Annotated in this window: 23 protein-coding genes and 1 pseudogene; 10 read left to right on the forward strand and 14 right to left on the reverse strand. The window is 66.1% G+C overall.

All coding sequences use genetic code 11. From position 1 onward, the window contains the following. Nucleotides 1-19: 19 nt before the first annotated feature. Nucleotides 20-976 (reverse strand): recombinase family protein, encoded by a 957-nt coding sequence (locus tag PSR88_RS40735; protein ID WP_016885136.1) that lies wholly within the window; start codon nucleotides 974-976, stop codon nucleotides 20-22. Between the two features lie 191 nt (nucleotides 977-1,167). Between PSR88_RS40735 and PSR88_RS40740 the strand changes: the two genes are divergently transcribed. The 3 genes from PSR88_RS40740 (at nucleotide 1,168) to PSR88_RS40750 (ending at nucleotide 2,551) form a co-directional block, all read left to right on the forward strand. After that, the gene (locus PSR88_RS40740; RefSeq protein WP_016885137.1) at nucleotides 1,168-1,428 is read left to right on the forward strand and encodes a ribbon-helix-helix domain-containing protein; all 261 of its coding nucleotides are present in this window, start codon (nucleotides 1,168-1,170) and stop codon (nucleotides 1,426-1,428) included. Beyond that, nucleotides 1,425-1,661: a hypothetical protein gene (locus PSR88_RS40745; protein ID WP_016885138.1), complete on the forward strand. Its 237-nt coding sequence runs from the start codon at nucleotides 1,425-1,427 to the stop codon at nucleotides 1,659-1,661. The genes PSR88_RS40740 and PSR88_RS40745 overlap by 4 nt, the downstream gene beginning before the upstream one ends. A 647-nt stretch (nucleotides 1,662-2,308) precedes the next feature. Further along, nucleotides 2,309-2,551, forward strand: coding sequence for a hypothetical protein (locus PSR88_RS40750; RefSeq protein ID WP_029539827.1), 243 nt, complete (start codon nucleotides 2,309-2,311; stop codon nucleotides 2,549-2,551). A gap of 15 nt (nucleotides 2,552-2,566) precedes the next feature. Here PSR88_RS40750 and PSR88_RS40755 read toward each other — a convergent pair whose 3' ends face one another. Next, on the reverse strand, nucleotides 2,567-3,046 hold the full coding sequence (locus PSR88_RS40755; protein WP_016885140.1) for a hypothetical protein: 480 nt from the start codon (nucleotides 3,044-3,046) through the stop codon (nucleotides 2,567-2,569). 805 nt (nucleotides 3,047-3,851) lie between these two features. Here PSR88_RS40755 and PSR88_RS40760 point away from each other — a divergent pair. Beyond that, a pseudogene (locus PSR88_RS40760) lies at nucleotides 3,852-4,947 on the forward strand (hypothetical protein). Between the two features lie 219 nt (nucleotides 4,948-5,166). Here the strand turns inward: PSR88_RS40760 and PSR88_RS40765 are convergent. From PSR88_RS40765 to PSR88_RS40810, 10 genes are read right to left on the reverse strand one after another with little or no spacing between them, the layout of a single operon-like run. Further along, nucleotides 5,167-5,607: a DUF1931 family protein gene (locus PSR88_RS40765; RefSeq protein WP_005259205.1), complete on the reverse strand. Its 441-nt coding sequence runs from the start codon at nucleotides 5,605-5,607 to the stop codon at nucleotides 5,167-5,169. 13 nt (nucleotides 5,608-5,620) lie between these two features. Beyond that, the gene (locus tag PSR88_RS40770; RefSeq protein ID WP_342339001.1) at nucleotides 5,621-7,348 is read right to left on the reverse strand and encodes an FAD-dependent oxidoreductase; all 1,728 of its coding nucleotides are present in this window, start codon (nucleotides 7,346-7,348) and stop codon (nucleotides 5,621-5,623) included. Further along, the gene (locus PSR88_RS40775; RefSeq protein ID WP_342339002.1) at nucleotides 7,326-7,592 is read right to left on the reverse strand and encodes a UBP-type zinc finger domain-containing protein; all 267 of its coding nucleotides are present in this window, start codon (nucleotides 7,590-7,592) and stop codon (nucleotides 7,326-7,328) included. Before PSR88_RS40775 ends, PSR88_RS40770 begins: the two co-directional genes overlap by 23 nt. Beyond that, nucleotides 7,589-8,041, reverse strand: coding sequence for a thioredoxin (gene trxA / locus PSR88_RS40780; protein WP_007297052.1), 453 nt, complete (start codon nucleotides 8,039-8,041; stop codon nucleotides 7,589-7,591). Before trxA ends, PSR88_RS40775 begins: the two co-directional genes overlap by 4 nt. A 14-nt stretch (nucleotides 8,042-8,055) precedes the next feature. Next, a complete protein-coding gene (clpB, locus tag PSR88_RS40785) occupies nucleotides 8,056-10,689 on the reverse strand; it encodes an ATP-dependent chaperone ClpB (RefSeq protein WP_016885044.1) in 2,634 nt (877 codons plus the stop codon). Beyond that, nucleotides 10,671-11,000, reverse strand: a complete 330-nt coding sequence (locus PSR88_RS40790) for a chaperone modulator CbpM (protein WP_016885045.1) — start codon at nucleotides 10,998-11,000, stop codon at nucleotides 10,671-10,673. Before PSR88_RS40790 ends, clpB begins: the two co-directional genes overlap by 19 nt. Further along, nucleotides 10,997-11,917 carry a J domain-containing protein gene (locus tag PSR88_RS40795; protein WP_342339003.1) on the reverse strand — a complete coding sequence of 307 codons (921 nt, stop codon included), beginning with the start codon at nucleotides 11,915-11,917 and terminating at the stop codon, nucleotides 10,997-10,999. Before PSR88_RS40795 ends, PSR88_RS40790 begins: the two co-directional genes overlap by 4 nt. Before the next feature lie 6 nt (nucleotides 11,918-11,923). Continuing rightward, a complete protein-coding gene (locus PSR88_RS40800; RefSeq protein ID WP_005571964.1) occupies nucleotides 11,924-12,448 on the reverse strand; it encodes a nucleotide exchange factor GrpE in 525 nt (174 codons plus the stop codon). An 8-nt stretch (nucleotides 12,449-12,456) separates the two neighbouring features. After that, nucleotides 12,457-14,337: a molecular chaperone DnaK gene (gene dnaK, locus PSR88_RS40805; RefSeq protein WP_342339004.1), complete on the reverse strand. Its 1,881-nt coding sequence runs from the start codon at nucleotides 14,335-14,337 to the stop codon at nucleotides 12,457-12,459. A 3-nt stretch (nucleotides 14,338-14,340) separates the two neighbouring features. Continuing rightward, the gene (locus PSR88_RS40810; protein ID WP_342339007.1) at nucleotides 14,341-14,844 is read right to left on the reverse strand and encodes a general stress protein; all 504 of its coding nucleotides are present in this window, start codon (nucleotides 14,842-14,844) and stop codon (nucleotides 14,341-14,343) included. A gap of 628 nt (nucleotides 14,845-15,472) precedes the next feature. On the opposite strand from PSR88_RS40810, the gene PSR88_RS40815 reads away from it, so the two are divergent. The 4 genes from PSR88_RS40815 (at nucleotide 15,473) to PSR88_RS40830 (ending at nucleotide 19,771) form a co-directional block, all read left to right on the forward strand. Continuing rightward, the gene (locus PSR88_RS40815; protein ID WP_075836212.1) at nucleotides 15,473-16,489 is read left to right on the forward strand and encodes a trypsin-like peptidase domain-containing protein; all 1,017 of its coding nucleotides are present in this window, start codon (nucleotides 15,473-15,475) and stop codon (nucleotides 16,487-16,489) included. Between the two features lie 519 nt (nucleotides 16,490-17,008). Continuing rightward, nucleotides 17,009-17,488 carry a hypothetical protein gene (locus PSR88_RS40820; RefSeq protein ID WP_342339005.1) on the forward strand — a complete coding sequence of 160 codons (480 nt, stop codon included), beginning with the start codon at nucleotides 17,009-17,011 and terminating at the stop codon, nucleotides 17,486-17,488. Next, nucleotides 17,475-18,572: a hypothetical protein gene (locus PSR88_RS40825; RefSeq protein ID WP_029539808.1), complete on the forward strand. Its 1,098-nt coding sequence runs from the start codon at nucleotides 17,475-17,477 to the stop codon at nucleotides 18,570-18,572. Before PSR88_RS40820 ends, PSR88_RS40825 begins: the two co-directional genes overlap by 14 nt. Before the next feature lie 1,034 nt (nucleotides 18,573-19,606). Continuing rightward, nucleotides 19,607-19,771, forward strand: coding sequence for a hypothetical protein (locus tag PSR88_RS40830; RefSeq protein ID WP_016885053.1), 165 nt, complete (start codon nucleotides 19,607-19,609; stop codon nucleotides 19,769-19,771). Between the two features lie 29 nt (nucleotides 19,772-19,800). Here PSR88_RS40830 and PSR88_RS40835 read toward each other — a convergent pair whose 3' ends face one another. Further along, on the reverse strand, nucleotides 19,801-20,751 hold the full coding sequence (locus PSR88_RS40835) for a recombinase family protein (RefSeq protein WP_016885054.1): 951 nt from the start codon (nucleotides 20,749-20,751) through the stop codon (nucleotides 19,801-19,803). A 149-nt stretch (nucleotides 20,752-20,900) separates the two neighbouring features. Continuing rightward, entirely contained in the window at nucleotides 20,901-21,269 is a 369-nt protein-coding gene (locus tag PSR88_RS40840; protein ID WP_016885055.1) for a helix-turn-helix domain-containing protein, read from the reverse strand. An 88-nt stretch (nucleotides 21,270-21,357) separates the two neighbouring features. Here PSR88_RS40840 and PSR88_RS40845 point away from each other — a divergent pair, with 88 nt between their 5' ends. Together PSR88_RS40845 and PSR88_RS40850 are read left to right on the forward strand one after the other, a co-directional pair. Beyond that, the gene (locus tag PSR88_RS40845) at nucleotides 21,358-23,025 is read left to right on the forward strand and encodes a DUF262 domain-containing protein (protein ID WP_016885056.1); all 1,668 of its coding nucleotides are present in this window, start codon (nucleotides 21,358-21,360) and stop codon (nucleotides 23,023-23,025) included. Further along, complete coding sequence (locus tag PSR88_RS40850; protein WP_016885057.1) at nucleotides 23,025-25,286, forward strand: DUF262 domain-containing protein; 2,262 nt, start codon at nucleotides 23,025-23,027, stop codon at nucleotides 25,284-25,286. Before PSR88_RS40845 ends, PSR88_RS40850 begins: the two co-directional genes overlap by 1 nt. Nucleotides 25,287-25,459 lie beyond the last annotated feature (173 nt).

The raw sequence follows: 25,459 nt of genomic DNA on the forward strand, positions 1-25,459 counted from the left end.
TTTTTCGACCAGCCGGTAGTCACCGGTCGTGAGCGTCGCAGACGAGCCGTGGAGTTGTGGTCCATCCGTGACCTTCGAGCCAGGCCAGTGCCTGCGGGGGCAGGTCGTCACCGGGCGATCCGGTGAGCAGCGGACCGTCGCCGCATCGGCTGCAACTGATCACCAGGACGTGGCTGTGCGGCTGGCAGCGGGCGCAGTGCCGCGCCTGCCGCAGGTGGCCGCCGTCGAGGTGCAGCCAGACGGTGGCGAGATCGGCGCGATGCGGGACGAGGTCCCGGCGTGTGGAGGGCTGATACCCGCAGGTCGGACAGGCCGACGGTCCGAGGGTTGGTGATGTCGCCGCCGGAACCGTTGACTGCGAGGGCTTTTCCTCCGCCGTGGCGGTGTCGACAGCGAGTGTCTTCGGCGGACGTGACGGGAGGTGTCGGTAGAGGGTGGAGCGGGTGAGCCCGGTCTTGTCGGTGATCTCGGAGATGGTGGCCCCACCGTCCCGCAGTTGGGTGGCGTAGGCGAGTTGGGCGTCGGTGACGACGCTGGGCCGGCCGGTGCGGCGGCCCGTCTTCTCTGCCACGGTGCGGGCGTGCGCGGCCCGTTCGACCGCGTAGGTGCGTTCCATCTGCCCGAACAGCGCCAGCAGTATCACCGCCAGCTGGCCCATCGGGTCGTCCGGGTTGGTCGAGTCGATTCGGATGGGGTCGGCCAGGTTTCGGAATCCGATGCCGCGCTGGTGCAGGTCGTGGATCAGGTTGAGGGTGTCGCGGACGGTGCGGCCGAGACGGTCGAGGGTGTGCACCACGATGACATCGCCTTCGCGGGCGTACCCGAGTAGCGCCTGCAACCCCGACCGCTCGGTGGTGGCACCGGACTTCTTGTCCACGTACACGTTCGCCGGGTCGATCCCCGCCTTGGTGAGGGCGTCGATCTGTCGCGCCAAGTCCTGCTTGCTCGTCGACACCCGCGCGTATCCCAACTCCATCTTCGGAGCGTACCGAAAGTTAGGTCTGTACGGTGGTTATGACACGGAATTGTAGAGCCTATTTTCGAGCTGCTACCTGGGGCTTTGTTGTATCCGGGTCGGGTTAGATGTGGGTTAGATGGACCGCAAGCACGCGAGCGGCGGGCATCACTCGGATGCCTTTAGTCAAATTTCGTATTACGATAATGGGTATGGCTGAGGAAACGATCAACGGAGCGCCCGTCACGGACGGGATGATCCAGCAGTGGGCAGACGAGGCCGAGGCCGGTTACGACGTCGAAAAGTTGCGCAAACGCGGCCGGCCGACCGTGGGGGACGGCCCCGGCGCAGTGGTACCGGTACGGATGGACGAGGCATTGTTGAAGGCATTGAACGCCCGTGCCGAGCAGGAGCATGTTTCCCGATCCGAGGCGATTCGAGAAGCGGTGCGTGCCTGGACCCAGGTCGCGTGAAGGCGCATAAATCCGCGCTCAAACACGGGATCAGCGAAAACGATGGCATCTACGCGGCAGAGCATCACATATATACCGCTGGTCTGGACGACGACAACCCCGCGCGCGAGTTCCGGCTGGGTTTCGACCCGAACGGTCGGCTCCTGGAACTGGTTGTCCTGCGCTTCGACAGTGGGAACGAGCTGCTCATTCATGCCATGAAGGCTCGCTCGCAGTACTTCGACCTCTTGTAACTTCGACCTCTTGTAGCGATCACGGAGGCGGCCGGTGCGAGAGCCGCCCCTTGGAGGCGAACGATCCGATCGAGTGGGTCAGGATAGTTACCACGATCATCGGGCGTAGCCGAGTAGCGCCTACAGTCCGGGACGTCGGTGGTGCCCCCCGGATTTGTTGTCCACGTAGAACGTCGCCTGGTCTATCCCCACCTTGGTGAGCGGCGTCGATATGCTGCGCGAGGTTCTGCTTGGCGGTCGACGGGCGTATCCCAACTCCATCCGCGGAGCGTACCGAAAGTCAGGTCCGTACGAGTGTTGTGGCACATAGTTGTGGAACTAACTTGTGAGACGCTTCGACCAGGACGTTTGCGGCATCCGGATGCGGTGCGGGCGGCGTCTCAATTCTAGGGATTTCAGGACAAGCTCGCCGACGACTTCGGAGAACCCGTCCCTCGGGACGACGATCCCTGCGGTTTACATCACGTCTTGTGAGAGGTGGTTCGTACCGTGGAGTGGAGTGGCGGGTTAACGCCGGTCGCCGGGCTCGGCAACGATGTCTCGCTGGATTGCCGCGGCGCAGTCTCGTCACGTTCCGCGGCCGCCACCCTCCCGGTTCCGCGGCCGCACCCTCCCGGTTTCCGGCCGCACCGGGCAGAGAGCACCGGATGACACCGACCGAGGACGACCTCGACCCCGATATCGCGCAAGCCTGGGTCTTCCGCGACCTGCTGGACGAGGAGATCGAGGGGCTCACCGCCCGAATCGAGAACATCCGAGGAGTACGCCCAGAGGACCGCCAACTGAGTGCATACCTGCGGGGACAACTCTCCGAGGTGCATCAACTGGTGGCCCGGCTGACCGCCCGGTATCCCGAGCTGCGCGGCGCCGGGCGGCATTGCGGAGACTGATCGGCGTCCGGGGTATCAGGGTGGGCGGTGCGTCGACGACGGCGCGACCGCAGCCAGGTCCAGCGTGGTGAGGCTCGCGGGCAACCCGATCTGCGGCCATTCGGCGGTCAGGGTGACCGTCCGCGCCGGTGCCGGGAGCCAGTACAGCGGCTCGCTGCGGAAGGTGCAGATCCCGGTGGCGGTGGCGTGGAGATCCGGGCGGGGAAAGTAGGGGTCCGCGACCGCGAGGTCGTCGGTCCCCGCCCACACGTCGAGGTAGGACCACTGGGCCGACGGATCCGCGGGGTCGGTCAGCGGGCGGGTCTGGTGCAGAGCGCGCCGGGCCGGGCGGCCGGTGGCGGTCAGGGCCAGCTGCAGCGCGAGCCCGCATGGGTACGCGGTGATCCGCACCAGCTCAAGGGTCAGGTGAGTGCGCACGGTCAGCAGTCGGCGACCGTGCACCCGGTCACCGCCGCACGGCGGTGGGGCGGTCGCGGGCCAGCGTGGACTGCGCACGGCAGTGATGGTGCACCACCATCTGGCAAGTGGCAACCGGGGCGGGGGGAGCCAAAGCAGTTGTACCGGTGAGTAACCGGCGATCGCCGGATTGGTCCGGGCACTTCGGGTGCTGCAGGGAAGGTGCTGATGCTTCGAGCCCCGGACTTCACCGAGCGAAAGGGTGCAGCCCTGGCCCATAGAAGCGGTAACAGGCTTGCGCGCGGCCCGGAGTTGACGATCGGCGTCCGGGTGCTGGTCCGCCGGAAAGCCCGAAGCGGACGACCTCGGCGAGGTCGTCGAGGTCGTCGAGGACTTCGCGGCACTGACCCAACCTGGGGCGCCGGGTACGACTGGGCGCCGGGGTTGGTGAGCGATCGCGCTCGACGACGGGCGGGCTGATCTTCGCCGACCCCGAGGACCTCACCGTCGATCCCGGCACCCACCGCTGCGCTGCGCCCCCACCCCGAAGTCAGCGCATCCCACGCAGGTCCGTCCCCGGGGAGTGGCCGGCGTCAGACGAGACCGGGTGACCGACGGCCGCATCCGCGGTCGGTGCCGGGCCCGTTCCAGCTCCGCTTTCCTATCGCGTGGGAGTGCCGGGGTAGGACGAACATTGCAGGGCCTCCCGGACGAGAGCGGGCGTGTGGGCCAGCTTAGGCGCCGGAGAAGCGGGTTGTGGTCGTGCGTCGGCGGTGCAGCTTGGGTAGCTGTTGTGGGTGTCTACCGGACACGGACTGGCAACGGATATCCCGGCGGCGCTGTGGACCGTCTCGCACCCCACTGCCTGGAGTTTGGGTTCAGACCGAGCGGGTACGCGAGGGCGGTGAAGGCGAACGAGCATGTGCAGGCAGGGCGCCCCGGTGCCGCGGGTGAGCAGGTCTCGGTGCTGCTGATCGCGGATCCGGGCGAACCGGCGGCTCTCGCCGAACGTATTGCGGAGTCCCTGCCGGAACGCCTGCGCAGCCCTGACCGGGACGAGCGCCGGTGGACGACGAGCGTGCGCCCGAAACCGTACCTGCCCGACGAGCAAGCGGATTTCGCCGATGTCATCGACACGGTCGATCCGTCCTCCGAAGCGGAGGACATCGTCGTGTACCTCACCGACCTGCCGCGCCGCGAGGACACCCTGCCGGTGGTGGCCGACGTCAGCGCCGACCACAAATTCGCGCTCATCTCCGTCGCCGGGGTGGGCGGTCTGCGCATCGAGCGCCGGGTCCGCGCCGTCACCGAACTCGCGATCGCCCGCGTCCTCGGGGAACCGGACCTCAACCCCGGCGCGGCGCGGCGGTTTCCGTCGGCGCAGATCCAGGGCGGTATCCGGTACTTCGCGCCGTCGGGGCTGCGGCGGCTGCGGCTGCTGTCGGGGATGGTGCGGGCGAACCGGCCGTGGCGGCTGGTCACCGGACTGTCGAAGGTCCTCGTCGGCGCCTTCGCCACGGGTGCGATCGCGCTGGCCACCAACACGATCTGGTTGTTCGCCGACACGATGGGTCCGTGGCGGATGGGTGCGGCGACGGTGCTGTCGATCGTGGCGATGATTCTCTGGCTGATCCTCGATCACGAACTGTGGGAGCGGCCGACGTCGCCGGACGAGCGCGATCGTTCGGTGCTGTACAACACCGCGACCGTGGTCACCCTGGTCATCGGCGTGATCGTGCTGCACGTGGCCCTGTTCGGTCTGCTGCTGTTCACTGCGTGTCTGACTCTTCCCCCCGGAACTGTTCTCCCGTGTTCTGGGGCACGGGGTGACCTTTGTTGATTACCTGACGCTCGCCTGGTTGCTGGCGTCCATCGCGACCATCGGTGGGGCGCTCGGGTCGGGTCTCGAGGACGACGCCGCCGTCAGGGAAGCGGCGTACGGGGTCCGGCAGCGGCAACGCATCGAGGAGACGCGGCAGCCGTCGAACGAGGCGGGGTAAACGCGATCGGCGAAGCGCGCGTGAACCTACCCTGGTGATTCATCGGGGAGGTCCCTACTCGACTCCACCGCGAGGCACAATTCTCAATGACTACGTCGGGGAGGAGAAGTTCTCGGTTACCGACCGATGGCTGACTGCTGTGCCGCAGACTCCACTACTGACCGATCCGGCCGCGGTGACGGCGGAGCGGCTTTGTTGCCGCACTGTGGAATTGACTGGTCAGAGCAAGAGATGGAAGATGTCGAAGGCGACGTTCCATTCGGCGGTCCCGGGGTTCTTACGGTCCGGCTCGACCGTGACGAAGGTATGCGCCAGCGCCACGCTCAAGCCTCCGGCGATCAGCGGTAGCCGCTGCTCGGTCTCCTCGGAGAGGGCCACGTCCAACGGCGGGCGGGCCGTCAGTTGATCGAGCAGAGGTTGAAGTTCGATCTCCTCGTCCAGTTTTTCGAACCGGTGGATGCTCTCCTGCAGCCCCTTGGTGATCGGCAGGTCCCACGGTTCGATCACGTCCCGCAGGTTGGCCTTGGCCGAGGCCTTGCCGATGAGAATCATGTCGTAGATCTTGTCGTCGATGAAATCCGTATAGCGCTTGAGGTCGTTCCGGTCGACCTGCAGTCCAGCCGCTGCCCGGAAGAACCGCTGAAATTTCACGGTGCCCATCACTGGCATGTCGTCAGCTCCTCTCGAAGTATTCATGGATTTGGCGAACCGCCATCGCTCCTTCACCGACAGCGGATGCGACCCGTTTCACCGAGCCGCGGCGGACGTCGCCCGCCGCGAACAGGCCGGGCCGGCTGGTTTCGAGCGTCCTCGACAACCCGGCGCCGATCCGCCGGTCGCCGTCCCCTCGAGCACGCGCCGCGTCCACGCCTGTGAGGACGAAGCCGTGGTCGTCGAGTGCGATCGCGTCGGCCAGCCACCCGGTGTGCGGCATCGCCCCGATGAAGACAAACAGGGCGTGCACCCCGATCGTGTCCTGTTCCCCCGTGCGATTGTCCTCGACCACAATTTCTTCGAGGTACTTCTCACCGTGGACCATACGAACCTCGGTATTCCGGTGCACGGTGACGCGCGGATGGCGCTCGATCTGGTCGACCAGGTATCGGGACATGCTCTTTCCGAGGTCATCGCCGCGGATGAACAGGTGAACGTGGGAGACATGGTCGGCGAGGAAGACGGTGGCCTGGCCGGCGGAGTTTCCGCCGCCGACGATAGCCACCGGATCGGTGCCGCACATCCGCGCTTCCTGATAGGTTGCGGCGTAGTACACGCTTGTTCCCTCCAGTGCCTCGATCCCCGGAACTGCCAACTTGCGGTATCGCGCCCCGGTGGCGAGCACGACGGCCCGGCCGCGGACCGCGCCGCCGTCCGCCAGCCGGAGAACATGGTTCCCGGCCTCGGATCCCAAACCGGTCACCTCCGCCGACACCAGGATGCGGGCGCCGAACTTGCCGGCCTGGATCACCGCGCGCTCTGCCAATTCAGCGCCGGAGATCCCTGCGGGGAAGCCCAGGTAGTTCTCGATCCGGGAGGAGGTACTGGCTTGGCCGCCGGCGGCGATCGACTCCAGCGTCACCGTGTTCAACCCGTCCGAGGCGCCGTACACGGACGCGGCCAGACCGGCCGGTCCGGCACCCACCACGACGAGGTCGCACACGTCCTGGGCTGCGTCCGGGACCGAGTCCGGGACCGGAAGCCCGACGATGCGGGCGAGTTCGGCGTTCGTCGGATTGCGCAGCACCTTCTCGCCGTGCCAGATCACGACGGGAGTGTCCTCGGGGGCGATGTCCAGGCTGCGCAGCAGCTGCTCCGCCCGTTCGTCCTGCTCCAGATCGATCCACCTGTGCGGCAGTCGGTTTCGCATGGCGAACTCCCGAAGCCGCAACGTGTCCGGGGAATAGCAGGAGCCGATGATCCGGAACCCGGATCCGAGTCCGATCAGCAGGTGCCGGCGCACCAGGTAGGCGCGCAGGATCAGATCGCTGAGCACGAGATCGTGGGCAACTAGTTCGCGCACCCGCGCGGCCGGGACGACGAGCATCTCGCCGTCCTCGATCGCCTCGGCGGTGAAGAACGCCACCTGGCCTTCCAGCAGTCCGAGCTCGCCCAGGAATCGGCCGGGACCGTGCACGCGCAGTATCCGGCGTTCGCCGTCCCCGTCGCCCTCGTCGATGATCGCGACCTTGCCGGAGAGGATGACGAAGAAGTCGTTGCTGGGCGCGCCCTCTCGGATCAGCACCTCGCCGGCGTGAACCGATCGACGCGTGCCACCGACCTCGAGCGTCGCGACCTGGTCGTCCGTCAGCCGTGGGAAAGCACCGACCTCGTCCGGAGTCTCGTCGTCGACCGGCGGAATGTCGCCGACGGGTGCGGCGTCCTCAGACGAAGTTCTGGTCGACATAACACCAGCGCCAATCTTCACCTGGCTCCATCGACTGAACGATCGGATGGCCGATGGTGTGAGCGTGCGCGCTCGCGTGCTTGCCCGGCGAAGAGTCGCAGCAACCGACGTGTCCGCACGTCAGGCACAGCCTCAGATGCATCCACGGGGTGCCGAGGCGAAGACATTCCTCGCAACCCTGCGGGGTCCGGGGCACCACGGCCCGGATCGCGGTCACGTGTGGGTCCGCATGGACAAAGGTCATGACTTCGCCTCCTTGCCTGCATTTTCCGAGAGTGCCTGATCGAGCCACGTGCGCAGCTGGGGTACCGGAGCGGCGCCCGCCTGCCGAGCGAGGACCTCACCCCGGTCCATCACCAGCAGAGTCGGCACGGCGCGGACGGTGAACCGTTCGGCCGTCTGGGGAGCAACATCTACGTCGACCTTGACCAGCTTGATCTGACCTGCGCGTTCTGTGGCGAGCTGCTCGAGCGCCGGGCTGACCATGCGGCACGGGCCGCACCAGGTCGCCCAGAGGTCGACGAGCACAGGCACCGAGGATTTCTCGGCGACCTCCGCGAAGTCGCCGTCCCCTGCCGAGGCGATCCAGGGCAGCGGCTCGTGACAGTTCCCGCAGCGCGGTTTTCCTTCCCCGGCCGCCGGCACCTTGTTGATCTTGCCGCAGTTCGGACACTTCACCTTGTCGGATCCCATGACGACACCTCTTCTCAGGCCGCCGCGACGGCGGGTTCGGCATACGCGACGGCGAGCTCGCCGCCGTCCACCGTGACACTGATAGTGCCACCCGGTTCGATTTCGCCCCGCAACAGCGCACGACCGATCTTGGTCTCTACCTCGTGGGCGATGTACCGCCGCAGCGGCCGCGCACCGTAGACCGGGTCGAAACCGTGTTCGGCGATGAGCCGGCGTGCCTCCGGCGTGATATCCAGGTGTATCTGGCGCTCCGACAACCTGTTCCGAAGATCGGTGAGCTGCAGCTCGACGATGTGCTCGATCTGGGGCAGCGTGAGCGGGGTGAACAACACGATGTCGTCGACCCGGTTGAGGAACTCGGGACGGAAGTGCCCGCGCAGTTCCGCCAGCACCCAGTCCCGGGCGTCCGGCTTGATCTCGCCGTCGGCTGTGACTCCCTCGAGGAGATGCTGGGATCCGATGTTGGAGGTCATGATGATCACGGTGTTCCGGAAATCGACTTGCCTGCCTTGAGAATCGGTGATCCGGCCGTCATCGAGCACCTGCAGCAGGGTATTGAAGACGTCGGCGTGGGCCTTCTCGATCTCGTCGAAGAGCACCACGGAGTACGGCTTGCGGCGCACCGCCTCGGTGAGCTGGCCACCCTCGTCGTACCCGACGTACCCGGGGGGCGCACCGATGAGCCTGCTCACCGTGTGCCGCTCCTGGTACTCGCTCATGTCCAGGCGCACCATGTTGTCTTCGCTGTCGAAGAGGGCACTGGCCAGCGTCTTTGCGAGCTCGGTCTTTCCCACGCCCGTCGGGCCCAGGAAGATGAACGAACCGATCGGCCGGCGCGGATCACGGATACCGGACCTCGCCCGGATCACCGCGTCTGCGACCAGTTGCACCGCCTCGTCCTGACCGACGACCCTCTCGTGCAGAATCTCGTCGAGCTTCAACAGCTTCTCCCGCTCGCCTTCCTGCAGCCGGGCGACCGGGATACCCGTCCATGCGGCCACGATCTCTGCGATCTCGTCTTCGGTGACCACTTCACGCAGCAACGGATTCCGGCCCTGCCTGGTGGCCAGTTGCTCCTCCGCCGCCTCGAGCCTGCGTTCCAGCTCGGTGATCTCGCCGTATCGCAACTCGGCGGCCCGATTGAGGTCGTAGTTGCGCTCCGCCTCCTCGGCCTCGTGGCGCAATCGTTCCAGCTCTCCCCGCAGCTCCTGCACCCGCCGGATCGCCTGCCGCTCCGCCTCCCACTGAGCGTGCCGGGCGTCGGCCTCGGCCCGCAGGTCGGCCAGCTCCTTACGCAGCTCTTCGAGGCGCGCCTTGCTGGCCGCGTCCGTTTCCTTGGACAGCGCGGCCTCTTCGATCTCCAGCCGGGTCACCTTCCGCGTGAGCTCGTCGAGTTCGGCGGGCATCGAATCGATTTCGGTGCGTAGCCGGGCACACGCCTCGTCCACCAGATCGATCGCCTTGTCCGGAAGGAAGCGGTCGGTGATGTACCGGTGCGAGAGGGTCACGGCGGCCACCAGTGCGCCGTCCTGAATCTTCACGCCGTGAAACACCTCGAGGCGTTCTCGAAGTCCGCGCAGAATCGAGATCGCATCCTCGGCGCTGGGCTCGTCGACGAGAACGGTCTGGAAGCGACGCTCCAGTGCCGCGTCGGATTCGATGTGCTTGCGATACTCGTCGAGAGTGGTGGCACCGATCATGTGCAGTTCGCCGCGAGCGAGCATCGGCTTGAGCATGTTGCCGGCGTCGAGAGACCCCTCGCCGCCGACTGATCCCGCACCGACCACTGTATGTAACTCGTCGACGAACAACAGGATGCGCCCCTCGGCCGCCTTCACCTCGGACAGCACCGCCTGCAGTCGCTCCTCGAACTCGCCGCGGTACTTCGCACCGGCCACCAGGGAACCCATGTCGAGCGAAAAGATCGTCTTGTCGCGCAGGCCCTCGGGCACGTCGCCGCGGACGATCCGCTGGGCGAGGCCCTCGACGATCGCGGTCTTACCGACGCCGGGGTCGCCGATCAGCACCGGATTGTTCTTCGTCTTCCGGCTCAGGATCTGCGTTACCCTGCGGATCTCGGCATCTCGGCCGATGACCGGATCGAGTTTGCCTGCCCGCCCCTCGGAGACGAGGTCGCGTCCGTACTTCTCCAGAGCCTCGTACGCCCCTTCCGGGGTCGCCGAGGTGACGCGTTGATTGCCGCGCACTTTCGTCAGCGCCGTGAGGAATGCCTCTCGTGTGACCCCATGACTGGCGAGGACCCGCCCCGCCGCACTGGCCGACCCCTCCTCGGAGAGGGCCATCACGAGATGCTCCACCGACACGTAGGAATCCTTGAGTCGCTTCGCCTCCCGTTCCGCGGCGTCGAGCAGCTTGGCCAGGCGCTGGGTGATCATCACCTGACCGGGCGTCGCGCCGGGGCCGCTGACCTTCGGCCTGCGCGACAGTTCACGTTCCAGGTCGGATCGCAGGGCATCGACGTTCGCGCCGGCCTGCTCGAGCAGTCGGGGGACCAACCCTTCCTGCTGGTCGACCAACGCGAGCAGCAGGTGCTCTCCGTCGACCTCGGTGTGACCCATTCTGGTCGCTACGTTCTGGGCTTCCTGCAGGGCTTCTCGTGACTTCTCAGTCAGGCTGCCGGTGTCCATGGGGGTGTCCTCCTTCTGCGGGAAGCTGCTTCGAGTTTCTCGATTCGATCCAGCAGATCGAGCACGAGCCCGATTGCCGAGTAGTTCAGGCCCAGACCGGTCCGCAGCCGTTGGATGCGGGCGGCGTGGGCCACTTCGGACGGTTCGAACGACATCTCGCCGCCGGCGTCGCGGCGGGCGTCGAGCAGGCCGAGAGCCACAAGCTTTCGTGCCAGGTCCGGGTGCAGCCCGGTACGTTCGGCGAAGGCATCTGGCGACAATCCGGCACGGCGAACCAAGACGTACTGGGTGACCGGGGTCGGGGTGCTCATGTCTCTTTCCTCGGATCGAAGTTCGATTCGGCGGCCAACTGCTCGAACAGCTCGCGTTCGCGTGCTGTCGGTTTCGCCGGCACCATCACCTTGACTTCGGCGTAGAGGTTGCCGTTGGCGCCCCGCGGATTGGGCATTCCCTCTCCCCGCAGGCGCAGCTTCCTTCCCGTCGACGAGCCCGGCACCACTTTGACTTTCGCCTCGCCACCCGGGGTGGGAACGACGACGGTCGACCCGAGGACCGCCTCCCAGGGCGATACGGGCAGGTCGACGTAGATGTCCCGGCCCTGCACCCGGAACCGGGCATGCGGCTTGATCCGCACCACAAGGTACAAATCCCCGGGCGGCGCGTCACCGTTGCCCCGCCCGCCTTGCCCGGCCAGCCGGATGCGCTGGCCGTCCAGGACACCGGCCGGAATGTCGACGTCGTACTGCCGTCCGTCCAGTCTGAGAGTGCGTTTGCCGCCCCGATACGCCTCTTCCAGGGTCAGTTCCAGTTCCGCTTCCTGATCGGCACCGGGAATCGGCCCGTACCCGCCACCGCCGCCGAACATCTGCCCGAAGAGGTCCTCGAAGTCGACGGCGCCCTCGCCACCGACACCGCGACCGAAGTGCACCCTTCTGCCCCCACCGCCGAACCCGCCGCCGCCGTATCCACCGGCGCTTGCCCGGACCCGTTCGTCGTAGTCCTCGGGCACACGCCGGAAGTCGTCACCGAATCGGTCGTAGCGTTTTCGGGTGTCCGGGTCGGACAACACCTGGTAGGCCTCGTTGGCCTCCTTGAACTTGTCCTCCGCAGTGGGGTCCTTGTTCACGTCGGGGTGGTACTTGCGGGCCAGCTTGCGGTAGGCCTGCTGGATTTCGTCGGCGGCGGCGCCCCGCGGGACCCCGAGCACTTCGTAGTAGTCACGCGCCATCGGTGCTCACCCCTCGGGGCGGCTGACGACCACCGCGGCGGGACGCAGCTGCCGCCCGTCCTCCCCGTAGCCCGGGCGCAAGACCTCGATCACGGTCCCGGAGGGAAGGTCGGGTTGGGCCACCACACTGACCACTTCGTGGAGCTCCGGGGAGAACGGCACACCGACCTCGTCGTGACGCTCGAAGCCGAACCGCGACAGCACCTGCACCGCCTGATCCCGGATCGCCTTCACACCCTCGACGACGGTCTGAGGATCGCTGCCCGCATGCGCCAGCGCAAGCTCTAAATTGTCCAGAACCGGCAGCCATGCCGCGGAAACCTTCGCCACCTCCGCGGCGCGTTCACGGTCCAGATCCTTGGCATACCGCTTGCGCAGGTTGTCCAGATCTGCGAGGGCCCTGCGCCAGCGGTCCTCGAGTTGAGCCAACTCGGCCCCCGTGTCGGTGCGATCAGGCGCCGTCTCGGTCTGATCCCTGTCGGTACCGTCGGTAGCCGGCTCGGTCGTCGAATGATCTGCAGACCTTTCCATCGTGTGCCTCAGCTTCGATCGAATTCGGCGTCGATCACGTCGTCGTCATCCGACGACGCAGCCTCTGCGCCGCCGGCCTGATGTCCGTCGCCGCCGTCCTGGACCGGCGTTAGCCCGTAGAGCAACTGCTGCAGCTCCGAGGTGAGTGGCTCTACCTCCGCGGGTGAAGCACCGTCTTTCACGGCCTTCCTGGCGTCGGCGATCAGCATCTCGGCCCGCGCCTTGTCGTGCGGTGGCGCACTGTCACCGAGTTCGGCGAGTCGCCGTTCCACTTGATATGCAACCGAATCGAGCGCGTTGCGTGCGTCGACCGCTTTGCGCAGCTCCTCGTCCTCACCCCGGTTCCGTTCGGCCTCTGCCAGCATGCGCTCGACCTCACTGGTGTCCAGGTTGCCCTGCTCACTGATCGTGATGCTCTGCTCCTTGCCGGTGTCCTTGTCGCGGGCGGTGACGTTGAGGATGCCGTTGGCGTCGATATCGAACGTGACTTCGACTTGGGCCTCACCGCGTGGCGCGGGGCGGATGTCTTCCAGCCGGAACCGGCCGAGCACCCGGTTGTCGGCGGCCCGTTCGCGTTCGCCCTGCAGCACCACGACGTCCACGGCGGACTGATTGTCCTCCGCCGTGGAGAACACTTCGCTGCGCCGGGCCGGGATCGTCGTGTTGCGCTCGATGATCTTGGTCATCACCCCGCCCTGCGTCTCGACGCCGAGGGACAGCGGGGTGACATCGAGCAACAGCACATCGGAAACCTCGCCCTTGAGCACGCCCGCCTGGACGGCGGCACCGAGCGCCACGACCTCATCCGGGTTGACGCCCATGTGGGGGTCCTTACCGCCGGTGAGCCGGCGAACCAGCGCCTGCACCGCCGGAATACGTGTCGAACCACCGACCAGGATCACCTCGTCGATGTCGTTGGCGGTGACCTTGGCGTCACTCATCGCCTGCTTCACCGGGCCGAGGCAGCGTTCCACCAGATCCGCCGTCAGATCCTCGAACTTCGACCGCATGATCGTGGTGGTGAGGTGCTTGGGACCGTTCGCGTCAGCGGTGACGAAGGGCAAGTTGACCTGGGCCTGTGTCACCGAGGACAACTCGACCTTGGCTTTCTCCGCGGCCTCGAAGAGGCGCTGCAACGCCTGCGCATCCTTGCGCAGATCGATATTCTCCGCACGCTGGAATTCGTCGGCGAGGTAGTCCACCAGGCGTCGGTCGAAGTCGTCGCCGCCGAGGTGGGAGTCGCCGGCCGTGGAACGAACCTCGACCACTCCCTCGCCGACGTCGAGCAGGCTCACATCGAAGGTGCCGCCACCGAGGTCGAAGACCAGTACGGTTTCGTGGGTCTGCTTGTCCATGCCGTACGCCAGTGCCGCAGCGGTCGGCTCGTTGATGATCCGCAAAACCTCGAGGCCTGCGATCCGGCCGGCGTCCTTGGTGGCGTTGCGCTGCGCGTCGTTGAAGTAGGCCGGAACGGTGATGACCGCTTCCTTGACCTTCTCCCCGAGGAACTTGCTCGCGTCGTCGACGAGCTTGCGCAGCACGAGAGCGCTGATCTCCTCCGGCGCGTACTTCTTTCCCCGCACGTCGAATCGGGCCTCACCGTTGTCACCCGGCACGACGTCGAAGCTGACCGCTTTGGCCTCCTCGGAGATCTCGTCGAAATGGCGTCCGATGAAGCGTTTCGCCGAGTAGATCGTGCCCTTCGGATTCAAGATCGCCTGCCGTCGGGCAAGCTGACCCACCAGGCGCTCGCCGCTCTCGGTGAACGCCACCACCGACGGCGTCGTCCGCGCTCCCTCGACATTGGAGATCACCACCGGCTCGCCGCCTTGCCAGCTTGCGATAACCGAGTTGGTGGTGCCCAGGTCTATACCCACAGCGGTCGCCATGACTCATTCCTTTCGATCGGTCCGGCCGGTGAGCAAGCGGACGGCTTCGTCCGCAACCTCGACATCGGCGAGGACTTCGTAGTGACGTGGTTGTAATGACTGGATCGAGGTGAAGTCGCGCCGGCCGCCCTGCAGCGCATACATGAGCAGGCCGAGCAGAGCGCCGACAACAGCACCGAACACCAACCCGTAGAAGGCGAGCGCGAGGCCCGTGAGCAGCGGCTGGACCCAATCGAGTAACCCGAAGATCCAGCCGAACAGCGCACCCGTCAACGCGCCCGCGGCGGCGCCGCGCAACGCGGCCCAGCCGTAGTTCAACCGGCCGACGACCTGCTCGACCAGCTCGAGATCGCGACCGACGATGGCCAGTTTGTCTACCGTGAAATGCTGGTCGGAGAGATAGTCGACGGCGCTTTCAGCGTCGGCGTAGGTGTCGAACGTCGCTACCACCTGGCGGGCCGGTTGGTTCGGACGTACCGCGGAGGTCCCGCCACTGGACTCTGACATCACGCCCCCTAGGCGTCGATGGACTGGGGTTTCGCCGAGCCGGTGCGTACCGGTGGGGCCCGGCCGTCGGGTCAACCGGTTGAGCTCACGCACGCTTTACACGAGTAGAACTCCCGCTACCAAGACCCTAGCAGCCGAAAGAAATGGGTGACAAAGAAATGGGTGACAAGGTCCCCGCAAGTCGAAAGCAGGAAGCCGATTCCACCCTGACAGTACAGTTGCTGGAGTACTGGAAATATCAGAGTCTTCACCCTCACGTAGAGGATCAGGACCCAGCGGCTGTTCCTAATCGCTTGGTGCAGAAGCAAACCAGTGACGAATCCTCTTCTTCCAGCTGTCGGATCAGCTCGTACAGTGAAGTCACTAAAGTCCTATTGCACTGTACGGCAACCGAATCGGGCCGAAACGGGCATATCGGTCTTGAAAATAAAAGTAGTACAACAATATACGACTCGTCACCGCAGCAGCTGAGGCACGCGCACCGCAATCGTCGATGTCGATTTTCTATGAGCATGTGACGCGGGTCGGGAGTCGCGGACCACGGGAGGAGACAGGGGTATGTTGATCTGGTGGGCCCACTCGCAGTAGGTGCATGTAGGAGACCGATGTCGTACGGAACCGGTCGCTGATGCACGTGCCGTCGACCGTCCGATCCTCTATCTGGGTGCCGCTGGTCGCGATCGTGGTCCTCCTCCTCGCGGGATGCGGCGGCTCGGCTCCCACCACCCCGACCCCCTCAGCCGGGCCCGCCGTGGACCTGCCGGCCCTGGTTCGGCAGGTGGAGGCCTCGGTCGTCACCGTGCTCACCGGGTCCGGTGTGGGCAGCGGCATCGTCTACAAGACCGACGGCACCATCGTCACCAACGCCCACGTGGTCGAGGGTGCCAGGCAGGTGAGCGTGGCCTTCGCGGACGGGCAACAGGTGTCTGCTAACGTGCTGGCCGTCGACCGGGTTGCCGATGTCGCGGTCCTTCACGCGGACCGCACGGGCCTGACTGCGGCGACGTTCGAGACAGCGCTGCCGGAGGTCGGCGCCCTCGCCGTGGCCATGGGCAGCCCGCTGGGATTCGAGGACACGGTCACCTCGGGCATCATCTCCGGATTGCACCGCCAGATCCCCGGGTCGGCCTCCACCGGTGCGCCGCTGGTCGACCTGATCCAGACCGACGCCGCGATCTCACCGGGCAACTCCGGGGGTGCGCTGATCGACGGACAAGGCCGGGTCGTGGGGATGAGCCAGGCCTACATTCCCCCGGCGGCGGGTGCGGTGGCTCTGGGCTTCGCCATCCCCGCGGCGGAGGTCGTCGACGTCGCCGACCAACTACTGGCCTCGGGAACCGCCCAGCATGCGTACGTCGGCATTCAGCCCGGCACACTGACCCCGCAGATCGCCGAACAATTGGCGGTCGACCGCACCGACGGTGTCGTCGTCCTCGAGGTCGCCCCGCTCGGTCCGGCAGCGACCGCGGGCATCCGGCCCGGCGATGTCATCACCGCGGTCAACGGCCACGACACCGAGTCGGCGGAGGACTTCATCGCGGCGCTCCGTGCCGTCGCCCCGGGCGATCGAGTCGAACTGACCGTGCTCCGCGGCGGCGAGACCCAGCAGATATCGGTCACCGTGACAGACCGCCCCGCCAGCTGAGACGATGCCTGGAGCGTCCGAAACGGGCGTGGACGCGATCGGTGCTACGGCCCGCCGGCACGTTGCGGGCGGCGCTGGCCAAAATTTTGAACGACGAGGTCACGCTGCGGAAGCAGCGGATCGAGATCGGTCAGGGTCCTCTGCCGTGATTCCCTCCAGGCGATATCCGGTCATGGATCCGCTTACGGGGTCTCCAACCACTCCTGACGTGGTGTCAGCCATCCTGATCGCGGCAGAGCACCGGCACGGCCCGTCTCGCTTCGTAATTGGCTGAGGAAATGCCAGGGAGTTCAGACAGATTGCTCTGGCCATGCCGGAGACGAGCAACACGTCCGCAGGTCGCGGCGGCTCACAATGCCACAGGTCTCGAGACCCTAGAAGTGGCCAAATTTCACGCGAGATGGCCACTCGGTGGCCAGTTGGCCATCTCGGTGAGATTGTCTCGGCGTGGCTGCGTGGTGGGAGCGGATAGCGGGTGGATGATCCAACCGAGTACTTCCGATGCGGGGAGATGCCGCGATGGGGAACGCTACGGTCGCTGGGTCGGCGAAACCACGTGCCGGGTCATCGAATCTGGGTACGGCGCAGCTGTCGCGCCGCCACGTAGGCGACGGCGCCGAGGAGATCCGACCACTGGATGAGGTCGCGGTCGATGATGTCGTTGCCTCCGCGCTGTGGCGGACTTTTCGCTGGTATGGAGGTCAGCAGCATTATTCGGGTACCTATTGGACTGCGACCGAGTCCGATCATGTGATCTACGAATCGCGGCTGGAGCTGTCGGCGTCGAACACGGTGGCGTTTACGTGCGAGTGGACCAGGTTGGTGTTGATCGCGCGGGGATGGCGGTACGAGGTGTGGAGCGAGCCGCCTCCGATCGAGCTGGAGAATGTGCGGTTCCTCGCCGGCTATCGCCGGGCGTGGTTGTTCGATCCGGATGTGCTCGACGTGGTGAGAAGTGTAGTGCGGGAGGGGGTATGTGAAGGCGGTGGATGCGAATGAGCACCTGCAGGGAGGGCAATCCGGTGCGGACGGTGAGCAGGTCTCGGTACTGTTCATCGCGGATCCGGGCACGCCTGCGGCTCTCGCGGAACGCATCGCGGAGTACCTGCCGCAACGCCTGCGCAGCCCTGACCGGCTCGAGCGCCGGTGGACGACGGGCGTGCGCCCGAAACCGTACCTCCCCGACGAGCAAGCGGATTTCGCCGATGTCATCGACACGGTCGATCCGTCCTCCGAAGAGGAAGACATCGTCGTGTACCTCACCGACCTGCCGCGCCGCGAGGACACCCTGCCGGTAGTGGGCGAAGTCAGCGCCGACCACAAATTCGCGCTCATCTCGGTCGCCGGAGTGGGCGGCATCCACATCGAGCGCCGCGTCCGTACCGTCACCGAACTCGCCATCGCCCACATCCTCGGTGAGCCGGAACTCATGCCCCCCGGCGCGGCGCGACGGTTCCGGTCTGCGCAAGTTGAGGACGGCATCCGGTACTTCGCGCCCTCGGGCCTGCGGCGACTGCGACTGCTGTCAGGGATGGTGCGGGCCAACCGGCCGTGGCGACTGGTCACCGGCATGTCGAAGGTCCTCGTCGGCGCCTTCGCCACCGGTGCGATCGCGCTGGCCACCGACACGATTTGGCTGTTCGCCGACATGATGGGGCCATGGCGTATGAGTGTGGCGATGATTTTGTCGATCGTGGCGATCATTCTCTGGCTGATCCTCGACCACGAACTCTGGGAGCGGCCGAAGTCGCCGGCGGAACGCGATCGATCGGTGCTGTACAACACCGCGACCGTAGTCACCCTGGTCATCGGTGTCGTCGTCCTGTACGTGGCCCTGTTCTGCCTGCTGCTGTTCACTGCGTGTCTCGCTCTTCCCTCGGAACTGCTGTCCCGCACTCTCGGGCGAGGGGTGAACTTCTCCGACTACCTCACGCTCACCTGGCTGCTGGCGTCCATCGCCACCATCGGTGGGGCCCTCGGTTCGGGTCTCGAGGACGACGCCGCCGTCAAAGAGGCGGCCTACGGGGTCCGGCAGCGGCAACGAATCGAGGAAACGCGGAGTCGGTCGAACGAGGCGCGATGATCGCGGCCCGGCGAAACATGCGTCCCAACTCAAAAGCGCCGACGAGGTTTGCGATGTACCGTCTGCCGAACCCGCACCGGCACGTCCTGAAACCGGCCCTTGATCGAAACTCGCCGACCAGCACAAACCCGATAGCCCCGTCCACTGATTTTGCCTTCGGGGCGTCAAACGGGGCAGTCCGAACAAACGGGATCTCGCGGTCGGCTACTCGGAACCAACGCGAAAACACGGGGACAGCCAGCTGGTGTTGGCACAGTGTCCGATGAAGAAATGTCATCAGGTTGAGACAGATCGCGGTGGCCATACCGTGAGACCCGACATGAACGCGCATGTCACGGCGTCTCGAAATGTCATCGGCAGCGAGACCCTACAGTTCGAACTGGGGGCCGCCGGAGGTGGCCTGGTAACCGCCGGAGGCGGGTACATCGCGAAGAGTCGCCCGATGTGGTCAGTCGTGCTGAGTGCCATGCAGCTGGCCGCGAGCGTGCCGGATCATGAGCATCTTCCGGTCCCTCGATCTTCCGCCTCTGCGCATGGCTGTGCCCCGACGTCGGGGGGAGGTGACGCCGGGGCACATGGGGGTTCTGAGAACAGAATTGGGGGGATGCTCAACAGAACGAACCTGAGTCTACGGAGCGCCACTGACATGCGATCGCGCGGCCGCGGTTCGTCTTAGACAGGCTTGGGCGGTGTGAACCACCGGTCCGCTTGTGGTTGCGCCCCGGCACAGGGCGGTGTCCGCACCGTCTGCCCGCATGATCGGCAGAAGTGCGTGCGGTGGCCTCCGTTGCTTGCGGTGTCACAGGCGCACACCTCCCAGCCGACGACGCACGTGTTCGGCCTGAGCATGTGCCCTGATGGGCAGTGCACCGGAGCGTGTTCGACGTGCTTCACGCCCCGATTTTCGCACATCTGTTCGATAGATGTAATCTTGTCGCTACCTCGGCACGGAGACGATCCGCCCGGGGCGCACAAACTCTCACACCGCCGATGACCAGCAATTTCGGCGTCTTGAGGACTGGAGGGCTGATCTGATGGTGCCTGGGGACACGGTGCTGCTCCACCCGCAAGGGGTCTCGAAGTTCAAAATTCTCTCCATCGATGAGGACGGGCACGCACTCATCGAGTCCTTGCTCGCCAGTCCGGGCACCTATCCGTTCAGCGTCCAGACGAAGTTCCTGGTCCCAGCCGATTCCTAGCAGTCAGCGGGTCTCGTCCCGGCTGCGCTTCATCGACCCCCGCGGGATGCGTGGTCCGGGCACAAGAGGCCCGGTGCAACGGTCCATCCCGCTGCGGTGAGCCATCGTTCGACCGGCCTGGTCAGGTCGCCGTTCCGCGCCCCTTCTGCGAGCGCGCCGGCGAGGATGGGTCCGTCGCCACAAATACCGCAGGCGATATCGAATGCCGGTTGTCCTGGTTCGCAGTGCCGACAGTGGTGTCGACTGATCAGCGTTCCGCGGTGTTGGGGATCGGGATGAAGCCAGATCACCGCGAGGTCAGCGCGTTGATGCGCTGCCTCGGCGCGAGTGGTCGGCTCGTGGCCGCAAGTCGGGCATGTGCGGGAGTTGGGCGCCGGCGGTCCAGCAGCGGCGGCCTCCTGCGCGAGCGGTGCGATGTCCGCCCTGCGCTTGTTTAGATGCCCATACACCGTGGTGCGCGGCACTTTCAGCATGTCGGCGATCTGGGCGACGGTGTGCTCTCCCGCGTCGTACAGGCGTTGAGCTTGTTCGATCTGGTCGGGACCGAGCTTCGAGGGGCGACCACCCTTGCGGCCGCGGGCACGGGCGGCGGCCAGTCCGTCGCGAGTGTTGGCCGCGATCACCTCGCGTTGGAAGTCGGCCAGGACCGACAGCATCCCGAACATGGCGCGACCCTCGGCGGTGGCGGTGTCGATGCCCTGCTCGAGGACCTTCAGACCGATTCCGCGTTCGCGCAGGTCGGCGCCGAGGGTGATCAGGTGCAGCATCGACCGTCCGAGCCGGTCCAGCCGGGTGATCACCAGGACGTCGTCCTCGCGCAGCCGCGCCAGCACCAGATCGAGTTGGGGGCGTGACGCTTTCGCCCCGCCCGCGTGATCGACGTGGATGTTCTCGGCCGCCACACCGGCGCGGCGCAGCGCATCGACCTGGTGGTCGGGCTGCTGGTCTGCGCTGGGCACCCGCGCGTAGCCGATCAACATGTGTCGAGAATACCCTCAGCAAGGTTTTCGACATAGTTTTTCGACACGAGTTTTCGACAAACTGTTCTGGCGCTTCTCCGGGTCGGCGGGGGTGTGACTCCCGGCGCTATCTGGCACGTTGTTGCCGACGCTATTTGGCACGGTGCCGATCAGGGAGGGCGGCGGTACACGGTCGAGCGTGCGACGCCGAGCACCTCGGCGATCTGGGTGACGGTGGCACCGGGGGCCTTCATGGTGCGGGCCTTCGCGACGGCTGTGTCGGTCAGGGCAGGCGGTCGGCCTCCGACGCGGCCGCGTCTGCGGGCCTCGGCGAGGGTGTTCTCCCGGGTGTGGACGTGTTGGCAGAGCCTGAGGTCGTTGAACAGCTTGACGATCTGACTGCCGGTGTCCGGGTCGGCGGTGTTGAAGTCCTCGGTGATCGACCAGAGGCCGGACGTGGCCTGGTCGCTGCCGGCATGTGCGGTGGGGGTTCGGCTTGCGGGACGCCGCGGCGCGCGCTCCGCGGCAGAAGGGTGCAACCCTAGACTCCCGGTCGCCACGGCACGCGAGGCGGCCGTCGTCAACCCCGCCGGGTCGAATCCCGTTGCCTCCCGGTAACCTCGGGCCGTGGAGAGCGACCTGAGGACCGAGTTGCGGCCGGTACTCGTGGGCGAGATCGTCGGCGACTTCCTGGTGCCCGCCTACCAACGGGGTTACCGGTGGGGACGCGACGAGGTCACCAGACTTCTCAACGACATCAACGGGAGTTCGGGGCGAAAGTATTTCCTGCAGCCGGTCGTCGCGAAGCGCCGCGACGACGGCAAATGGGAGCTCATTGACGGCCAGCAGCGACTGACGACTCTGTTGTTGATCCTTCGTTACATCCGCGAGCACCTACCGACCGTGCACCCGAGGTACTCGCTGGAGTACGAGACCCGGCCGGGGAGCGCCGGCTACCTACAGGACCCCACCCCGGAGCAGAGCCAGGACAACATCGACTTCTTCCACGTGTTCAAGGCGGTCACGTGCATTCGAGAGTGGTTCGATAGCCAGGATAATCCGACTCTCGCCGCGATCAACTTTTACAAGTATCTGTCCGAGTCCGTGTACGTCATCTGGTACGAGGCACCTGCCCACGTCGAGTCGACAACGTTGTTCACGCGGCTCAACGTCGGGAGGATCCCCCTCACGGACGCCGAACTCGTCAAAGCCCTCCTGCTCACGCGCGCCAGCGAACTGAGGCGCGAGCGCGAGATCGCGGCCCAGTGGGACACCATCGAAAGGGACCTTCGCGTCCCGGAGCTGTGGGCGTTCGTCACGGGGCGGCCCAGCCAGGAGGCGACTCACATCACGCTCTTGCTCGACAGCCTCGCGGTGTGGCCAAAGGGAAAGCACCGCCCGCTGTTCCACACGTTCGAAACGCTCCGGCCGCTGATCGAGGACGACGCGCAGGACACGTGGAACAAGGTCGTGGCGCTGCACTCCCTAGTGATGGGCTGGTACGACAACCGCGACTTGTTCCACAAGATTGGATACCTGATCTCGCGAGGGCGCACGTTCGGCGAGCTCGTCTCCCTGTCGGAGGACTGCACGAAGCGCGAGTTCGAGTCCCGCCTCGACGCGTGGATCCGCAACTACCTTTCCCTCAAAGGATCAGACCTCGCAGAACTGCGGTACGGAAACTGGAAGACGGCCGCTGTGCTGCTGTTGATGAACGTCGAGACCGTGCGAAGCATGAAGTTGTCAGCCGAGCGGTTCTCGTTTCGAGAGCACGCGGCGCAGCGATGGAGCATTGAGCACATCCACGCGCAGAACGCCGAGCAGCTGAATCGCGCAGCGCAATGGCAGGAGTGGCTGCGCCTTCACCGCGACGCGCTCACGGGGCTCCCTGCGATCTCCCAAGAAGCCCGCGCCGCATTGACCGCGCGTATCGACGCCGCTATCGGCGATATCTCCGCGGAGACCTTCGCGCCGTTGGAGCAGGAGCTCACCACCCTCTTCAGCCTCGCTGGCGACAGCGGAGACGTCGACGCGATCGCCAACCTCGCGCTCTTGGCGAGCGACGACAACAGCGCGCTCAGCAACTCCGTGTTCGAGGTGAAACGCCGCAACATCCTCGACCGGGACCGTCTCGGTTCGTACATTCCGGTCTGTACGCGCAACGTCTTCCTGAAGTACTACACCGACGCCGAAGGCCAGCAGATCCACTACTGGGGCCAGCACGACCGAGACGGCTACCTGGCCGCGATGCGACAGCACGTCGGGGCTTATCTGCTTGACGAGGACACGACCTGATGCCCGGCTTCCTCACCTCGTACGCCGGGATGTTCTCGCCGAGCGAGACAGACGCTCCGGTGGTGACAAGCGTCGAGATCCCGCTCATCCAGCGCGACTACGCCCAAGGGCGCACCGACGCGCGAGCGTCCGACATTCGCGAGCGCTTCCTCGACGTCCTACACCAAGCCCTCACCAGCGGCAACGACGTCGGCCTCGACTTCGTCTATGGCGACGTCGAAGATGGAACCTTGCGTCCGCTCGACGGCCAGCAGCGCCTGACGACGCTTTTTCTGCTCCACTGGTACCTCGCCTACCGTGCAGGGCAGCTCGACAACCAGCACGCGTGGATGCGCTTCTCCTACGCGACCAGACCGACCGCGCGGCTGTTCTGTGAGCAGCTCGTAACCGCGAAGCCGCCGTCCGACGAACCGGACCCCGCAGCGTGGATCGTCGACCAGCCCTGGTACTTGTACGTCTGGAGAAACGACCCGACGATCCAAGCGATGCTTGTGATGATCGCCGCGATCCACGGCCGGTTCGACGGCTGCGACCCGCACAGCGCATGGCAACGCCTCGTCGACACCGATGCCCCGGCGATCTCGTTCCAGCTCCTGCCGATCGACGATATGGGCTCGGGCGAAGACCTTTACATCAAGATGAACTCGCGCGGCAAGCCCCTGACGCCGTTCGAGAACTTCAAGGCCCGCTTCGAACGCGCGATCGCGTGGTCCGGGGACAAGTCGACCGAGTTCGACCACCGGATCGACGGCCCGTGGTCGGACATCATGTGGCGCCTGCGCGATGACGACGCCATAGTCGATGACAAGTTCCTGCGCTACTTCGAGTTCATCACCGACATCAGCCAGTGGCGCACCGGCCAGCTGCCCGGCAGGGATCGGCTCGAGACGCGCGCCCTCCGGCTATTCGGAACAGCCGGACCGCAGGCCGAGGCCAGCCTTGAGTTCCTGTTCCACGCTTTTGACACGTGGGCCGGCGCCGACATCGCCAACGAGTTCGCGCGGCTCTTCGCGACAAACCGGGTCGATCTCGCCAATCAACCCGACCGGCTCCTCCTGTTCGGGACCGAGACCGGCGCCGACCTGTTCGGTGCGTGCTGCCGGAGCTACGGCAGCACGCGGTTCACCTACGGCCGGACGCTGCTCCTGTTCGCGGTGCTACTCGACCGCGCCGATCCGTCGGGGGACCTCCCGCGCCGGCTGAGGGTGCTCCGCAACCTGATCGAGGCGTCGGAGAGCGAGCTCCGTCCGCAACGACTCCCCGCGCTCGTCGCCGACGTTCAGCGCATTGTCCGAGACGGCTCGCTGAGCGAGATCAACGGATTCAACAAGGCGCAGGCCGAGGACGAGCAAGCGAAGTTGGCGTTCCTGACGGCGAATCCCGATCTGGCGCCGATTCTGTTCAGGCTCGAAGACCACGCTCTGCTCCGCGGCTCGCTGCAGGCGTTCGACCTGGACGTCTCCACTTTCGCGCAGCGCGCTATAGCGTTCGAATCGCTGATGGCCGCGCCGGACGCCTGGAGCGACCTCACCGCGGCCCTGCTCGCCGCTGGCAACTACGCGCGCCGCCGCAACGACCGCGACCTGCAATTCGGCTCCCCGTCCAACGCTGAGCCGTGGCGGAACCTCCTCACGGGGACCTCGCGCGCGCACCTGCGGCCAACCGCCGACGCTCTCGGCAGGGTTCTGGACGCGGTCGCCGCCGGCACGGAGCCCCGCGCGTCCCTGCGGCAGATGCGGGACGACTTCGTCAGTTCCAGACAAGCGACCGGGCGCCTTGACTGGCGGTACTACCTGGTGCGGTACGGCGCGATGCGCGAAGGCGCGTCCGGGATCTACGCGAGTGTCGGCGGGAGCATGGGCTACCTCGTATGCATGCTTGAGAAGACTCAGATGAACGGACGCTACCGCGACCCGTACCTCGCCGCTCTCGCCCGAGAAGCAGACGTCGGCGCCGGGCTGCTTGAAGGCGCGGACGGCCCACTGTTCTTCACCGGCGGGCACGTCCAAAGCCGCCGCTGGATGGACCTCGCACGCAGCGGCGCCGCAGTGCGCTGCGCCCCCGACGGGTGGGTGCTGCGACGGCCCGAGCGCGAGGAGTTTCATGAGCGCTTCGACGACGTGTGCGCCGAGTTCGGCATCGACGCGCAGCGCAAACTCGCCGTCCCACAAGAGCTTCGTCCGGGCGGGCGGGTCGACGCGAGCGACCGGGTCCAGGCCGGCGCCCGCCTGCTCAGGGCGCTCACAGCCGCAGGCCTTTAGCTCCGCGCAGCAACCGCGCGCTCATCACCAGGTATTGCGCCGCGCGAACACGCTCACATCGGCAGAAGCGGTCGTCGCGAGGGCAGCACGTGCCCCGCGTCAGGATCCCCATTCGGCACATGGTGACGGGTTCCGTTGGGACCCCTACATCGGTAGCTCGCGCCCCACCGTGC

This window comes from Rhodococcus sp. DK176 (genome assembly GCF_038447315.2).
GTDB classification, from domain to species: domain Bacteria; phylum Actinomycetota; class Actinomycetes; order Mycobacteriales; family Mycobacteriaceae; genus Rhodococcus_F; species Rhodococcus_F jostii_A.

Bases quoted from the DNA above. Each gene is read 5' to 3' on its own strand.
- PSR88_RS40735 (WP_016885136.1), bottom strand. From the start codon at position 976: ATGGAGTTGGGATACGCGCGGGTGTCGACGAGCAAGCAGGACTTGGCG.
- PSR88_RS40740 (WP_016885137.1), top strand. From the start codon at position 1,168: ATGGCTGAGGAAACGATCAACGGAGCGCCCGTCACGGACGGGATGATC.
- PSR88_RS40750 (WP_029539827.1), top strand. From the start codon at position 2,309: ATGACACCGACCGAGGACGACCTCGACCCCGATATCGCGCAAGCCTGG.
- PSR88_RS40765 (WP_005259205.1), bottom strand. From the start codon at position 5,607: ATGGGCACCGTGAAATTTCAGCGGTTCTTCCGGGCAGCGGCTGGACTG.
- PSR88_RS40770 (WP_342339001.1), bottom strand. From the start codon at position 7,348: ATGTCGACCAGAACTTCGTCTGAGGACGCCGCACCCGTCGGCGACATT.
- PSR88_RS40775 (WP_342339002.1), bottom strand. From the start codon at position 7,592: ATGACCTTTGTCCATGCGGACCCACACGTGACCGCGATCCGGGCCGTG.
- trxA (WP_007297052.1), bottom strand. From the start codon at position 8,041: ATGGGATCCGACAAGGTGAAGTGTCCGAACTGCGGCAAGATCAACAAG.
- clpB (WP_016885044.1), bottom strand. From the start codon at position 10,689: ATGGACACCGGCAGCCTGACTGAGAAGTCACGAGAAGCCCTGCAGGAA.
- PSR88_RS40790 (WP_016885045.1), bottom strand. From the start codon at position 11,000: ATGAGCACCCCGACCCCGGTCACCCAGTACGTCTTGGTTCGCCGTGCC.
- PSR88_RS40795 (WP_342339003.1), bottom strand. From the start codon at position 11,917: ATGGCGCGTGACTACTACGAAGTGCTCGGGGTCCCGCGGGGCGCCGCC.
- PSR88_RS40800 (WP_005571964.1), bottom strand. From the start codon at position 12,448: ATGGAAAGGTCTGCAGATCATTCGACGACCGAGCCGGCTACCGACGGT.
- dnaK (WP_342339004.1), bottom strand. From the start codon at position 14,337: ATGGCGACCGCTGTGGGTATAGACCTGGGCACCACCAACTCGGTTATC.
- PSR88_RS40810 (WP_342339007.1), bottom strand. From the start codon at position 14,844: ATGTCAGAGTCCAGTGGCGGGACCTCCGCGGTACGTCCGAACCAACCG.
- PSR88_RS40815 (WP_075836212.1), top strand. From the start codon at position 15,473: ATGCACGTGCCGTCGACCGTCCGATCCTCTATCTGGGTGCCGCTGGTC.
- PSR88_RS40820 (WP_342339005.1), top strand. From the start codon at position 17,009: ATGGGGAACGCTACGGTCGCTGGGTCGGCGAAACCACGTGCCGGGTCA.
- PSR88_RS40830 (WP_016885053.1), top strand. From the start codon at position 19,607: ATGGTGCCTGGGGACACGGTGCTGCTCCACCCGCAAGGGGTCTCGAAG.
- PSR88_RS40835 (WP_016885054.1), bottom strand. From the start codon at position 20,751: ATGTTGATCGGCTACGCGCGGGTGCCCAGCGCAGACCAGCAGCCCGAC.
- PSR88_RS40850 (WP_016885057.1), top strand. From the start codon at position 23,025: ATGCCCGGCTTCCTCACCTCGTACGCCGGGATGTTCTCGCCGAGCGAG.